Origin of the sequence: Methanohalophilus sp. DAL1 (genome assembly GCF_001683555.1) — an archaeon.
Lineage (GTDB): Archaea > Halobacteriota > Methanosarcinia > Methanosarcinales > Methanosarcinaceae > Methanohalophilus > Methanohalophilus euhalobius.
Window position 1 is genome coordinate 26,092 of record NZ_MAFX01000056.1, and the last position, 14,438, is coordinate 40,529.

Genomic DNA, 14,438 nt, shown 5'->3' on the forward strand with positions numbered 1-14,438 from the left:
GTGATATCAATGGATAATACTATACCCTCTATTCCCCAGAGAATTGGTGCAATCAGATTCGGTCTCCTGTCTCCACGGGAAATCCGTAAAATGAGTGTTACTTCTATTATTACTGCTGACACATATGACGACGATGGTTATCCAATTGACATGGGTTTAATGGACCTTAGACTGGGTGTTATAGATCCGGGTTTGAGGTGTAAGACCTGTGGAGGCAGGGCCGGTGAATGTCCGGGCCACTTCGGTCATATTGAACTTGTGGCACCGGTACTACACGTAGGATTTAATAAGGTAATAAGAAAAATACTACGTTCAACCTGTCGTAACTGCAGCCATCTTCTTCTTGAGGACAAACAGAAGAAGGCCTATCTTAATCAGTTTGCCAAACTGGATGTAATGAGTCATCTGCCTGATGATCTGATTAATAATGTATTCAAAGAAGCACGAAAGACCAAGATTTGCCCATATTGTGGTGAAGAGCAACTTGAGATAAAATTCGAAAAACCCTCGGATTACATAGAGAATGATTACAAGTTGACACCGACTGAAATCCGTGATCGTCTTGAACATATCCCGGATGATGACCTAAAGGTCATGGGTATGGATCCTGTTTCTGCAAGACCTGAATGGATGGTTCTTACAGTGCTCGCAGTTCCTCCTGTAACAGTTCGTCCTTCTATTACTCTGGAATCAGGTCAGCGTAGTGAAGATGATCTAACTCACAAACTTGTGGATATTATTCGTATAAACCAGCGTTTTCAGGAAAATCGTGATGCAGGTGCACCACAACTTATAATCGAGGATCTCTGGGAACTGTTGCAGTATCACCTTACTACGTTCTTTGACAACGAAGTTTCAGGCGTTCCTCCGGCAAGACACAGGTCTGGTCGTCCCCTAAAGACTCTTACACAGCGTCTTAAAGGAAAGGAAGGTCGTTTCAGGGGAAGTCTTTCCGGTAAACGTGTGAATTTCTCTGCACGTACGGTTGTGTCTCCGGATCCCAACCTTAGTATCAATGAGGTGGGTGTACCCTACGCAATTGCCAGGCAAATGACAATTCCTGTAAGGGTTATCTCCAGAAACCTTGAAATGATGCGTGCATATGTTGCAAGAGGGGGAGAAACTCATCCCGGTGCTAATTATGTATTCCGTGAAGATGGTCGCAGACTCAAGATCACCGAAGCCAACAAAGAAGAACTTGCTGAAAAACTCGAACCTGGCTGGACAGTTGAAAGGCAGATGCAGGATGGGGACATTGTTCTCTTTAACAGGCAGCCTTCTCTTCACAAAATGAGTATAATGGCACATAAGGTCAAGGTTTTGCCAAATAAGACGTTCAAACTTAATCCATCTGTCTGTCCTCCTTACAATGCGGACTTTGACGGCGATGAAATGAATATGCACGTTCTGCAGACGGAAGAATCCCGCGCGGAAGCAAGCATTTTGATGCAGGTTCAGGAAAACATCCTGTCTCCTCGTTTTGGCGGTCCTATCATAGGTGGTATTCATGACCATATTTCAGGTATGTTCCTGCTGACGCGTAATGAAAAGATGATCAGTAAGAACGATGCTCTGGAACTTTTACGTAAATCAGAAGTACGTGAGCTTCCGGAGCCTGCAGGTTATAATGATGCAGGAGATCCTTTCTGGACAGGTAAACAGATTTTCAGCCAGATTCTTCCAAATGATCTCAATCTTGAATTTAAAGCCAATGTATGTTTCAAGTGTGATGTATGCAAGGGCAGGGATTGTGAGTATGATTCTTATGTGGTGGTTGAAAATGGTGAACTGGTGGCCGGAACAATCGATGAGAAAGCAATCGGTGCCTTTAAGGGCAAGATACTTGACTCCATTGTGAAAAGATATGGTTCAACCGAGGCTGCTCAGTTTGTGGACGATATGACTCGGCTTGCGATTCGTGGTGTGATGCGTACCGGCCTTAGTTTTGGTATCAGTGATGAGGACATTCCTCGTGAAGCAAGACTGAATATCGATGAGGAACTTGAACGGGCTGAAAACGAAGTTGCAGAACTTATTCAAGCTTATGAAGCAAAAGAACTTGAACCCCTCCCGGGCCGAACTCTCGCTGAAACCATCGAGCTTAAGATCATGCAGTCTCTGGGTAAGGCGAGGGACCATGCAGGTACCATTGCAGGAAACCATCTGGGACTGGAAAATTCTGCTGTGATCATGGCAAAATCCGGTGCACGTGGTTCTATGCTGAACCTGACACAGATGGCAGCCTGTGTGGGTCAGCAGGCTGTGCGTGGTGAGCGTATCAGGAGAGGCTATGAAGGACGTACACTGCCACACTTTGATAGAGGTGACCTTGGTGCTGATGCACATGGTTTCGTAAAGTCCAGCTATAAGAGTGGCTTAAACCCTACGGAATACTTCTTCCATGCAGTGGGAGGTAGGGAAGGTCTTGTTGATACTGCGGTGCGTACATCCCAGTCCGGTTATCTTCAGCGTCGTCTTGTAAACGCTCTTCAGGACCTCGAAGTACAATATGATCGATCCGTACGTGAGACACGTGGTGTTATTGTACAATTCAAGTACGGAGAGGATGGTATAGATTCTACCAAGAGCGATTACAACAGTAAGGATACGGTACATAACATAGTAAGTTCTGTTACTGGTAAGGAGGTGAAATAAATGGTACTTCAGGAAGCAACAATTGAAGGTATGGTCAAAGACTTACCTCTTCCCAGTGATGTAAAGCAGACTCTTATTAGTGATTCGGTTAAGGCGAGTGTAAATAAGAAGCAGATGGAGGAAATTATTGAAAAACTCCTGGAAACTTATGATAAATCCTGCGTGGAACCCTGTGAAGCTGTAGGTGTTATTTCTGCACAGTCGATCGGTGAGCCAGGTACACAGATGACAATGCGTACTTTCCACTATGCTGGTGTGGCTGAGATCAATGTTACACTGGGTTTGCCCAGGTTGATTGAGATTGTTGATGCACGTAAACGTCCCAGTACACCAATGATGACCGTCCATCTTGACAATGAGTATCTCGAAGACAGGGAGTTTGCAAACAAGATTGCCTGGATGATTGAAGCTACGCATGTTGAGCACCTTGCCGATGTCACTACTGATCTTTCTAACATGCAGCTTGTTATTGATTTGAATGAAAAGGCCATGAATAAAAGGGAAGTAGGTATTGAATCGGTAATGGAAAAACTTGAGCATGGTCTTGGTGTTTCCGTTGTTCAGGCCAGTGAAGTTTCCAACCAGCTTCTTATAAAACTGAAAGAACCCTCCTATCGTGAGCTATTACAGCTTGCAAAGAAGATCAATACCATTACATTGAAGGGTATTGATGGCATCAAGAGAGTAGTTGTCAGAAAAGAGGATGGTGAATACAGGCTCTATACAGAAGGTTCCGAACTCAAGAAAGTCCTTGAAATTGATGGTATAGATCCCACAAGGACAAGCACCAATAACATTGGGGAGATCTATGAGGTCTTTGGTATCGAAGCTGCAAGAAATGCAATAATCAAAGAGGCTACAGATACCCTGCGTGAACAGGGTCTTGAAGTTGATGTGAGGCATATTATGTTGGTGGCGGATATAATGTCCTGTGACGGTGAAGTAAAACAGATAGGTCGTCATGGAATATCCGGTGAAAAAGCCAGTGTGTTTGCACGTGCGGCTTTCGAAGTAACCGTAAATCATTTGCTTGATGCAGGTTTGCGTGGAGAGGTTGATGAATTGAGTGGTGTTACTGAGAATATTATTGTCGGCCAGCCAATCAAACTCGGAACAGGAGATGTTCATCTCGTTTCCAGAAATCCTCTACAGGGATGAAACTGTAACCAGAAACTAGATATAAGGAATCAGGTATTAAAGTACCAATCTTAAATTCAAAAGGGTTGATCTATATGGATATTAATGTTGATAAGGCATTGCTTAAAGTCATTAGGACAGGAGATGTTGTGGTCGGGGCAAACAGGACCATTGATGTAGCTACAAACGGAGATGCAAAAATGGTAGTAGTTTCTGCAAACTGCCCGGCATACATCAGGGAAAAAATCGAGGAAACAGATTTACCAGTACTGAAATACGCAGGTTCAAGTATGGATCTTGGCACTGTTTGTGGTAAACCGTACACTATCACCACCATGGCAATCGTTGATGCTGGTGAATCTGATATTATAGGATTAGTTTAAAATAGAGGGTGTTTTATTTTTGAGTGATATCAAACTTTCAACAGATGCTATCAGATATATAGCCCTGTTTGAAAGTATGACCGGGGCATCCATTAAGGATTGTCTTATAGACGATGATCGAATTATCTGCGTGGTCAACAATGGCGATATGGGTGCTGCAATCGGGAAGCATGGAGATAATATTAACCGCTTCAAAAAAGCAGTCGACAAGCAGGTGGATTTAATAGAGTATTCCGATGATCCGGTAACCTTCATCAAGAACGTATTTGGCACAATTCCTACAGAATCTGTAGAAATCAGCGATAAGAACGATAAAAAGGTTGCCTATGTTGAGGTTTCCAGTATGAATAAAGGTCTGGCCATCGGGAAAAGCGGTCGAAATATTGATAAGATAAAACGGATTGTAAACCGTCATCATGATATCGAAGATTTAATATTACAATAATCCGGGTTTCAAATATTTAACTCATCTATTGGAGGATACTAAATGACAAATGGAAAATATGCAGCTCATAAACTTAAAGCGGCACGTAAAAATGCAAGGTGGAAAGATACTCGCTACAGCAGGCGAACCCTTGGACTGAATGTAAAGTCTGATCCTTTATCAGGAGCTCCTCAGGGGCGCGGTATTGTGCTGGAAAAGGTAGGTATTGAAGCCAAACAGCCCAACTCTGCTATCAGGAAATGTGTAAGGATTCAATTGATCAAGAACGGTAGGCAGGCAACTGCTTTCTGTCCCGGGGACGGTGCCATCAATTTCATTGATGAACATGACGAAATAACAGTGGAAAGAATTGGTGGACGCATGGGTGGTGCAAAGGGTGATATTCCCGGTGTGCGCTTTAAGGTCACAGCTGTTAATAACGTCAGTTTGAACGAGATGGTCATCGGCAAAAAGGAGAAGCCAAGGAGATAATTCTTATGAATAAATTATTCGGTAAATGGGATATGACTGAGGTTGAAGTGGCCGACCCCGGTCTCAGAAGGTATGTGAATGTCGATCCAATTGCAATTCCCAATACAGGCGGCAGGCACGCAAGACAGCAGTTCAATAAGTCCGATCTTTCAATTGTTGAAAGACTTATTACCAATCTGATGCGTGGAGAGGAGAATACAGGTAAGAAGCAGTGCACAATGACTGCTGTAAAGGAAGCTTTTGATATTATCCATTCCAAAACGGACAAAAATCCTGTTCAGGTACTTGTTGAGGCAATTTCCCATACTGGTCCAAGGGAAGAGGTAGTACGCCTTAAATACGGTGGAATCTCTGTACCAAAAGCGGTGGATACCGCACCTCAGAGAAGAGTTGATTCTGCACTGAGGTATATTGCTATGGGTACCAAGCAGACATCTTTCAAATCCAAACGTTCATTTGCCAGCTGTCTTGCGACAGAACTTATCGCAGCATCAAACGGGGATGCAAAGTGCTTCTCTGTGAACAGGAAAGATGCAAAAGAAAGGGTTGCAAAGGCTGCACGTTAATCTTGTATTATAGTGAATTACTGCGTAGGTTGTAGTTATGGGACGAAGGAAAAAAATGGTAGAGCGTGTAAAAGCGCTTATGAGTAATCCCGATATGATCCGAAATATCGGTATTGTAGCACACATCGATCATGGTAAAACCACTTTATCAGATAATCTTCTGGCAGGTGCAGGGATGATTTCTCAGGACCTTGCCGGAAGGCAACTTTTCATGGACTCTGATGAGGAAGAACAGGAAAGAGGTATTACCATTGATTCAGCTAACGTTTCAATGGTGCACGAATATGATAACAATGAATACCTCATTAACCTCATAGACACCCCCGGTCACGTTGACTTCGGTGGCGATGTTACACGTGCCATGCGTGCAGTGGATGGTGCTGTTGTTGTAATAGATGCTGTTGAAGGCACAATGCCACAGACTGAGACTGTTCTGAGACAGGCACTTAAGGAACACGTAAGACCTGTACTTTTCATTAACAAAGTTGATCGTCTGATCAATGAACTTCAGGAAGGCGGACAGGAAATGCAGATGCGTCTCGGGAAGCTTATTGATCTTGTTAACAAACTCATCAAAGGTATGAATGAGGAACGTTATAAGGCCGGCTGGAAAATCGATGCTGCAGGCGGTACTGTTGCATTCGGTTCAGCTCTTTATAACTGGGCAATCAGTGTTCCAATGATGCAGAAGACCGGTGTAAGTTTCAATGACGTTTATGAATACTGCCGCAATGAAGATATGAAGACACTTGCTGAAAAATGTCCTCTCCATGAAGCAGTCAACGATATGGTAATCAGGCACCTTCCAAGTCCGATCGAGGCACAGGAAGGGCGTGTCGGTGCCATCTGGCATGGCGATAAAACCTCTGAAATAGGCAAGGCTATGAAAGACGCCGATGCAAATGGAGATCTTGCTTTCATGGTTACCGATATTGCAATGGACCCGCATGCAGGTGAAGTTGCTACAGGAAGACTCTTCAGTGGCTCTTTAACCAGAGGTATGGAGGTTAACGTTTCAGGAACAACCGCCAAAAACAGGATTCAGCAGGTCGGTGTGTTTATGGGTCCTGAAAGGCTGGAAGTGGAAAAGATTCCTGCAGGCAATATTGCCGCTGTGACGGGTCTCAAGGATGCTATTGTAGGTTCTACTGTCACCACCCTGGAAGATATGGTGCCATTTGAAAGCATTCAGCATGCAAGTGAACCTGTAGTAACAGTGGCTGTTGAAGCCAAACATATGAAGGATCTTCCAAAATTGGTAGAGGTCTTGCGTCAGGTAGCTAAAGAGGATCCAACTCTTCAAATAAAACTTGACGAAGAAACCGGTGAGCATCTTCTTGCAGGAATGGGTGAGTTACACCTTGAAGTCATAGGTCACAGGATTGAACGTGATAAGGGTGTAGAAATCACTACCACCCCTCCAATCGTTGTTTACCGTGAATCTGTAAAATCTCATGCAGGTCCTGTTGAAGGAAAGTCCCCTAACAGGCATAACAGGTTCTATATCGAGATTGAGCCACTTGACCCTGAAATCATCAAGCTTATCAAGGACGGCGAAATCAACATGAGGATGCCTGAACTTGAAAGAAGGGAACTGCTTATGAATGCCGGTATGAGCAAGGAAGAGGCCAAAGGCCTTGTAGATATTTATGAAAGCAATATCTTCCTTGACATGACCAAGGGTATTCAGTACCTGAACGAAACAATGGAATTAATTCTTGAAGGTTTCACAGAGGTTATGAAAGAAGGTCCTCTTGCCAGGGAACCATGCATGGGTGTAAAAGTCAAACTCATGGATGCCAAGCTCCACGAAGATGCTGTCCACCGTGGTCCTGCACAGGTAATTCCTGCATCAAGACAGGCTATCCAGGCGGCAATGCTTCTGGCAGGAGATGTTCTCTTCGAACCGTACCAGAAAGTATTTATCCAGGTGCCACAGGAACAGATGGGCGGCGCAACCAAAGAAATACAGGGTCGCCGTGGAATCATATTGAATATGACATCTGAAGGTGACACTACAGTGATCGAATCCAAGGCTCCGGTATCAGAACTTTTTGGATTTGCAGGTGACATACGTTCTGCAACCGAAGGCCGTGCCATGTGGAGTACTGAATTTGCAGGATTTGAGTCTCTGCCTGCCAATATGGTTACAGAGATAGTTAATGAGATAAGAGAAAGGAAAGGTCTCAAGGCAGGCGTCCCGCAGCCTGAAGATTTCCTTAGTATGTGAGGAGGGAATCCCCTTCTTACTTTCTAATGTCGTTAGAAAGATTTAAACCTATTAACGACTATTACAGACAAAAAACCCTATAATAACATCAAATTAGAAGGAGAATCGATATATGGCAGACAAACCACATATGAACTTAGCAGTTATCGGTCACATCGACCACGGAAAGTCCACCCTTGTCGGTAGGCTCATGTACGAAACCGGTGCTATCCCACAGCACGTTATCGACAAATTCAGGGAAGAAGCAAAAGAGAAAGGAAAAGAATCCTTTGCCTTCGCATGGGTAATGGACTCTCTCAAAGAAGAACGTGAGAGGGGTATCACTATTGATATCGCCCACAAGAGGTTTGACACCGACAAGTACTACTTTACAATCGTGGATTGTCCAGGTCACCGTGACTTCGTTAAGAACATGATCACCGGTGCATCCCAGGCAGATGCCGCAGTCCTTGTGGTAGCAGCAACAGACGGTGTAATGGCACAGACAAAGGAACACGTTTTCCTTTCCAGGACCCTCGGTATCAACCAGCTCATTATCGCTGTCAATAAGATGGATGCAACTGACTACAGTGAGGACAAGTACAACCAGGTCAAAAAGGACGTATCCGAACTTCTGGGTATGGTTGGTTTCAAGGCTGCAGATGTCCCATTCATTCCAACCTCTGCCTTTGAAGGTGACAATGTATCTAAGAACAGTTCCAATACTCCATGGTACAATGGTCCAACTATCCTCGAGTGCCTGAACAGTCTGAAACTTCCAGAAGCTCCAGACGATCTGCCTCTCCGTGTACCTGTACAGGATGCATACACAATTTCCGGTATCGGTACAGTACCTGTAGGTCGTGTAGAAACCGGTGTAATGAAGAAAGGCCAGATGGTCACATTCATGCCAAGTGGAGCAAGCGGTGAAGTAAAGTCTATTGAGATGCACCACGAAGAAGCAAACGAAGCCAGACCCGGTGACAATATCGGATGGAACGTCAGGGGTGTCGGTAAAGCCGATGTCAGGCGTGGGGATGTCTGTGGTGAATCCAAGAATCCACCAACAGTCGCTGATGAATTCACAGGTCAGGTTGTTGTTCTGCAACATCCATCCGCAATCACAATCGGTTACACACCTGTATTCCACTGCCACACGACCCAGACTGCCTGTACACTGATGTCCATTGACAAGAAACTGGATCCAAAATCCGGTCAGGTCAAAGAAGAAAATCCAACCTTCATTAAGGCTGGTGACGCAGCAATCATAACAGTCAAGCCAACAAGGCCAATGGTCATTGAACCTGTCAAGGAAATCCCACAGCTCGGAAGGTTCGCTATCCGTGATATGGGTATGACCATCGCTGCCGGTATGTGCATGAGTGTTAAAGAGAAAAAGTAAACACTCAATTTTACCCTTTTTAGGGGGAATGAATAATGGCACAGAAAGCAAGAATAAGACTGTCGGGAATAGATCCGGTAAACCTGGACGGTGTCTGCGATCAGGTAAAATCCATCGCTGAACGCACAGGTGTAAGTATAGCCGGGCCTGTCCCGCTGCCCACCAAAAAAATGGTGGTACCAGCACGCAAAAGCCCAAGTGGTGACGGAACCGCTTCCTGGGATCACTGGGAAATGCGTGTGCACAAACGCCTGATCGACATAGCTGCAGATGAGCGTGCTCTCAGACAGCTAATGCGCATTCAGGTGCCTAAGGACATCAATATTGAAATCGTTCTTCAGAATTGAGGGAAATTTCCCTCTCTTTCTTTTGTTTTTAATTAATTGCTAATTCTCTATTCCTGCACATTTTCACACCGTTAATTATATTTATTAAATTTACTTCTTATCCTGAGTGATCTATATGTCAGAAGAAATAGAGGATGAAACCGAAGGTAAGGTCTATAGTGCATTAAAAGAAAGCGGAAAACCTATGCGATCCGGTGAAGTTGCCGAAGCTACAGATATTGATAAGAAAGTGGTCAGCAAGACAATAACCAAACTTAAGAAAAAAGGACTTGTATGTTCCCCTAAAAGGTGTTATTACTCTGTGTCTGAGGAATGATTGCTTTCCCAAGCATAAGTGAAGGCCATTTGTACTTGTACTGTCCGACCAGAAATCTCACTTCTTTGTCAGGATAAACTATATATCCATCTTTACTCAATAAAAGCAAATCTGGTGGGCCTGTAGTGTAGAGGATATCACTTTAGCCTCCGGAGCTTAGAACCCGGGTTCGATTCCCGGCAGGTCCTTAAAAAAGAGATGCCTGTTTTTACAGGCCGTACAGTTCACACAGGGCATTCTTTATTTTCTTAAAGAGATGAATCCTGTAGACATCTGTATTCTTGATGTCAAATATGACTACTCCCTGAGTATGCCATGAGACGTTTTCAATCAGGCCCAATTCATCCATTTCATCCACAAAGAACCTGGCCTTGCTGTAATTGAGGTTATTTCTCCAGTCCCCCACCTGCATCTTAGATTCGCCACTTTTTTCAAGTTCGAGTTCTTCCAGACCAAACTTGTATATTTCAAACCATTGAATATCTTCCTTTGTGGCTTTGATTCTTCCCTTCTTGGTATCCTCATTGAGCATTTTAATAATCAGGTCTATATCAGAAGGTGTTATTGTGCAATCATTGATTTTATTCAGATAAAGGTCAATTTCTTCCATATTGTTACCTCGTTCTCTTTTTTTCTTTATGTGAGGTTTGTATTTTATGCAGTATAAGTATTTCTTAACTCAATCAGGGAAAAGCACATAAATCTTACTGTTTGAAACCCTATTTGGCTTCTGGGTGACAAATCCGCCTTTTTACTTTAGTTGTTCATATTATAAATGCTGAGTATATCTTATTTACAATTATCTAATATAAATAATAGTTACTAAAAACCAAAATTAGTTCACAATAATAATTTAATGATTCGTCGATACAAAGGTATTACTCGCTTTGGAGTGCCATGTTTATACTAGTTGAACTTTAGTCTAGAGCAAAAGTGCCATTGTTTAATTCACAAAAAGAACATACTAAAAACACGCATTCACAAAATCTAGAATATAATCATAAAAACTAAAATAGAAGTTATTTAAATATAAAATAATAATTATATCGAGAAATTTTTACAAAATGATATATATTATAACCTCATTTCCTTTGAAAGATGGAGTTCAGATCAACTTCGAAATATCAACTGAACTCCATGTGCCCAAAGGCCTTTTTGACAAGCTTTGTAAATATTTAAGCTTTACTTGACAAGGTTTTTGGAGTAAAGAAACAAAGGAAACAAAATGTTAGTACAAAAAATTGAACTGAAAAAACTACTATTGATGATGGTAGTTGCGAGCATGCTGCTTGTTCCACTTGCAGGAGCATCCAGTGCCCCAGACGACATCTCAGAAAATGGAAAACATCCAGAATTAAATGCTCTTCTTCATGATATACCAGCAATAAAAGCTGTAGATTTAGAAGCAACCGAAAATGTTGATCATAGATTCAGAGCTTATGGAAAAATTCCTGAATTGAAAACTGGTCCAGAAGTGTATGAATGGGTAAACAATCTAGATCAGATTAGAACCAACATAAACAAAAATAAAGAACTCTCTGATTATTTCTATCCAAACGGTCCACTGATTGCCTATGGTACAGATGCTGATGGATATGTTACTGTAATGCTTTACAAGGATTATCCTAACATAAAAGAAGAAGACATTGCGGGAATAACAAAAATCATTCGAAACAATGCAGGAAAAGTAGGCATAAAAGATGTACCAATCATTTTTACACTTGATGAACAAATAAAACCTGCCACTGGCGACTGGCCAGCTTTGCCTTCATATTCTTTAAAATACCGCCCTATTATAGGAGGTATTGCAATGACAACAACCAATGGAACTATTGGACAGGTTGGAACCGTTGGATTTGCTGCAGAAAGAGACTCTGACAACCAGAAAGGATACGTCACCGCTGGACATGTTAGTTTCTGGTCTTCAGGAATACAGACATACCAGCCTCTTCCAGGAGTTGGTAACGAGTCAGGAACTTCTTCCCTTATTGGAAGTGACTCCGATGTTGCATTCGTTCCTTACGATAATGTGGTTGGAAAGATTCACGTAGGAGGAGGCTACACTATTGATGTAGATGGATATTACTCAGGTGGTATAACATCCATGTACTTGCAAAGATCAGGTTGTGTGAGCGGTGTAGAACTTGGTGACTATGAGGCAGTTTTAACTGGAGTAACTATTCTTGGACATTACATGGACAAAGTTAAAGTTATGGATAATGAATGTCAACAGGGAGACAGTGGTGGACCAGTATACTACACATACTATGGTCGCAACAAGGTTGTAGGCATCATCTCTGCATATGGAACATATAATAATGCGGATGTTACATTCTATATACCATGCAGTGAAGTGACATCAAAATTGGATGTTACACCTCTTGAAGCATGATTCTGAAGAGGTTAACTATCATGTGTAACCTCATTTAAAGGCACATTTCGTGCCTTTATCTTTTTGGAGAATAAACATGTACAAAATTATTGTCACACTTTCAATGTTGCTGATTCTTTTTACTAATATGGGGTCTGCAAATTTTGATGATATTGAATATGTAGATTATTATACAGATGAAAGGGCATTATCAGTTTATCTTGGATTAAAAAATGAGAAGATCTCAAGTTTCACAAATCCTGCTAGTAACATCTATGATCCAAATGTCATCAAAGTATACGGTGAGCTCCCAGAGATTGAAAATACTGGCCAGTTAGTTTCATATATCTATACTTTGAGAGATATAAGAGCTAATTCTTATGATAAAATTGGTCCCGATTTCTATCCTGAAGGAGATGTTGTGCTTTATGGATACAATACAGCAACCGGTTATTTTGCAATTGATCTTTACAGGAATGATAATAATACAACGTATTCTGATGAAGAAATAGAGAAGATATACAATATTGTAAAAGAAGAAGCAGACAAGAATGGGATAGAAAACATACCAGTTGTTTTTAGGCTTACAAACAATATTGATGTGGTTGGTTACTATGATGTGAATTTTGGATCCCTGGATGAGACTTTAGAAGATAATAAAGAAACTAACATCAGCGATTCTAAGGACACTGGAGAAGATCGATCCACTCCTGGATTTGGAGCATTTTTATGTCTAATGATGTTAGCGTTTGTATTCTATAAAGATCGTTTATTGTAATATTATAAATGAAATAACGAATCGCTGTTGATGCTGGGAGGTGAATCCCACGTTGGGAAGTGGAAATTCACATACTTCCAGGAGGAAGCAGCATATACTTGATTAAATAAAAACGGGCAGGTTCAAGCTTGTTGGAATCAGCCCGGTTTAAACTAAATAGTAAATTTGGGCTTTGTAGAAATCCTCAACCAGACAAAACATACAATCTTGACAGATCTGTCAAGATTGTGCAATACCACTTTTAATTTCACTTCTTTTACTTGGTTTCTATATTTCCTGGCTCTCAGATTTTCCCCATATTTTCTTTTCAATACAGAGAACATCGTTTCACTCAAATTTCGCAGCGAGTAAATTTTATCATCAAATTCTCGTAACATTTTCTTTCTATAATGTCCTTTTATACTCTTTCTTTCACGCTGTCTCAGTGGAACAATTGCTATTGATCCGAGTTTTTCTCTCGTCAATTCATGTATGCTTTCAGAATCATACGCTTTATCCATTACATAATATCTTGATTTCCTGTTGCGATGACATTGCTAAAGCAATGTCTTTGCATGTTTTGCATCATGAACAGGTTTACCTGATATTTTGTATCCAGTTATGACAAATTTCTGCACATCAACTGAAATACTGGTCTTGACATAATTTCGCCTCCACTTCTTGATTCTCCAGGAATAGTAGTTGCTACAATACCCACTTGTAAAACCAGTTGAATCGATACCAGTAACTTCAACTGACTCTCCATTCTTGTAAAATAAGTCTAATGTCTTTTTGAAAATACGATCAAGTATTACTGAATAGATTCGAGTAACAAATTTTTGAAGTGTAGTAAAATGAGGCACTTTGGTTAATCCAAGTTTAGTCTGGATAGAACTCATCAATTCAACAAGATCAACAAAATCCCTGTAATCTTCTCCTAAATATTCCTTTAACAAAACCAACGTCAATAGCTGGTGTTGTGTGTATGTTTGTTTGGAATATTTGCAGCTGTAGAGTGGCGGTGTGAATACCGTGTTACTTGCAATGCTATATCAATAAAATTTAAGTACTTGTTAGACAAACACAATCATCCCCTTGTGTTTCTAGTGCAAAAGTACACAGGGGACTTCTTCTTATTAAAATTATACCAGCTTAGCTGAATTTAGAGAAAAGGATTTCTACAGAGCCGAAATTATTACTACAATTAAATATAGATTCATATTTCATCCCGACTACTTAAACACAATTAAGCTGATTAGTAGCCTGGTTATTTTTAATTGTATATATAGAAGATTAAATGGAAGTCTTTTGGCAAACTCAAAATATACGTGTCTATATAGGGTATTTAGATATTGATTTAGTGTAATTTGAACATGCTA

13 protein-coding genes, 1 tRNA gene and 1 pseudogene are annotated in these 14,438 nt (G+C 41.4%); 13 read left to right on the forward strand and 2 right to left on the reverse strand.

The genetic code is table 11. From position 1 onward, the window contains the following. Positions 1 to 9 precede the first annotated feature (9 nt). The 11 genes from A9957_RS09700 (at position 10) to A9957_RS09750 (ending at position 10,119) form a co-directional block, all read left to right on the forward strand. Positions 10 to 2,655: a DNA-directed RNA polymerase subunit A' gene (locus tag A9957_RS09700; RefSeq protein WP_096712967.1), complete on the forward strand. Its 2,646-nt coding sequence runs from the start codon at positions 10 to 12 to the stop codon at positions 2,653 to 2,655. Positions 2,656 to 2,685: 30 nt separating this feature from the next. Then, positions 2,686 to 3,813 (forward strand): DNA-directed RNA polymerase subunit A'', encoded by a 1,128-nt coding sequence (gene rpoA2 / locus A9957_RS09705; protein ID WP_394328818.1) that lies wholly within the window; start codon positions 2,686 to 2,688, stop codon positions 3,811 to 3,813. Between the two features lie 74 nt (positions 3,814 to 3,887). Next, a complete protein-coding gene (locus A9957_RS09710; RefSeq protein WP_105460699.1) occupies positions 3,888 to 4,175 on the forward strand; it encodes a 50S ribosomal protein L30e in 288 nt (95 codons plus the stop codon). A 19-nt stretch (positions 4,176 to 4,194) separates the two neighbouring features. After that, a complete protein-coding gene (locus A9957_RS09715) occupies positions 4,195 to 4,620 on the forward strand; it encodes a NusA-like transcription termination signal-binding factor (RefSeq protein WP_096712936.1) in 426 nt (141 codons plus the stop codon). 42 nt (positions 4,621 to 4,662) lie between these two features. Then, positions 4,663 to 5,091: a 30S ribosomal protein S12 gene (locus tag A9957_RS09720; protein WP_072359284.1), complete on the forward strand. Its 429-nt coding sequence runs from the start codon at positions 4,663 to 4,665 to the stop codon at positions 5,089 to 5,091. A gap of 5 nt (positions 5,092 to 5,096) precedes the next feature. After that, positions 5,097 to 5,657, forward strand: a complete 561-nt coding sequence (locus A9957_RS09725; RefSeq protein ID WP_373420710.1) for a 30S ribosomal protein S7 — start codon at positions 5,097 to 5,099, stop codon at positions 5,655 to 5,657. 37 nt (positions 5,658 to 5,694) lie between these two features. Further along, entirely contained in the window at positions 5,695 to 7,887 is a 2,193-nt protein-coding gene (locus A9957_RS09730; protein WP_096712934.1) for an elongation factor EF-2, read from the forward strand. Positions 7,888 to 7,999: 112 nt separating this feature from the next. After that, the gene (gene tuf, locus A9957_RS09735) at positions 8,000 to 9,268 is read left to right on the forward strand and encodes a translation elongation factor EF-1 subunit alpha (protein ID WP_096712933.1); all 1,269 of its coding nucleotides are present in this window, start codon (positions 8,000 to 8,002) and stop codon (positions 9,266 to 9,268) included. Positions 9,269 to 9,303: 35 nt separating this feature from the next. Continuing rightward, entirely contained in the window at positions 9,304 to 9,615 is a 312-nt protein-coding gene (rpsJ, locus tag A9957_RS09740) for a 30S ribosomal protein S10 (RefSeq protein ID WP_096712932.1), read from the forward strand. 115 nt (positions 9,616 to 9,730) lie between these two features. Continuing rightward, on the forward strand, positions 9,731 to 9,931 hold the full coding sequence (locus A9957_RS09745; RefSeq protein ID WP_096712931.1) for a helix-turn-helix domain-containing protein: 201 nt from the start codon (positions 9,731 to 9,733) through the stop codon (positions 9,929 to 9,931). A 116-nt stretch (positions 9,932 to 10,047) separates the two neighbouring features. Continuing rightward, positions 10,048 to 10,119: transfer RNA gene (locus tag A9957_RS09750), tRNA-Arg, on the forward strand. Positions 10,120 to 10,139: 20 nt separating this feature from the next. On the opposite strand, the gene A9957_RS09755 is transcribed toward A9957_RS09750, so the two are convergent. Beyond that, positions 10,140 to 10,541, reverse strand: a complete 402-nt coding sequence (locus tag A9957_RS09755; protein WP_096712930.1) for a hypothetical protein — start codon at positions 10,539 to 10,541, stop codon at positions 10,140 to 10,142. 615 nt (positions 10,542 to 11,156) lie between these two features. Here A9957_RS09755 and A9957_RS09760 point away from each other — a divergent pair. Both A9957_RS09760 and A9957_RS09765 read left to right on the forward strand, forming a co-directional pair. Beyond that, positions 11,157 to 12,323, forward strand: coding sequence for a hypothetical protein (locus A9957_RS09760; RefSeq protein ID WP_292344058.1), 1,167 nt, complete (start codon positions 11,157 to 11,159; stop codon positions 12,321 to 12,323). A 76-nt stretch (positions 12,324 to 12,399) separates the two neighbouring features. Further along, positions 12,400 to 13,080, forward strand: coding sequence for a hypothetical protein (locus A9957_RS09765; RefSeq protein ID WP_096712160.1), 681 nt, complete (start codon positions 12,400 to 12,402; stop codon positions 13,078 to 13,080). Positions 13,081 to 13,232: 152 nt separating this feature from the next. Here the strand turns inward: A9957_RS09765 and A9957_RS09770 are convergent. Continuing rightward, a pseudogene (locus tag A9957_RS09770) lies at positions 13,233 to 14,140 on the reverse strand (IS5 family transposase). Between the last annotated feature and the right edge of the window lie 298 nt (positions 14,141 to 14,438).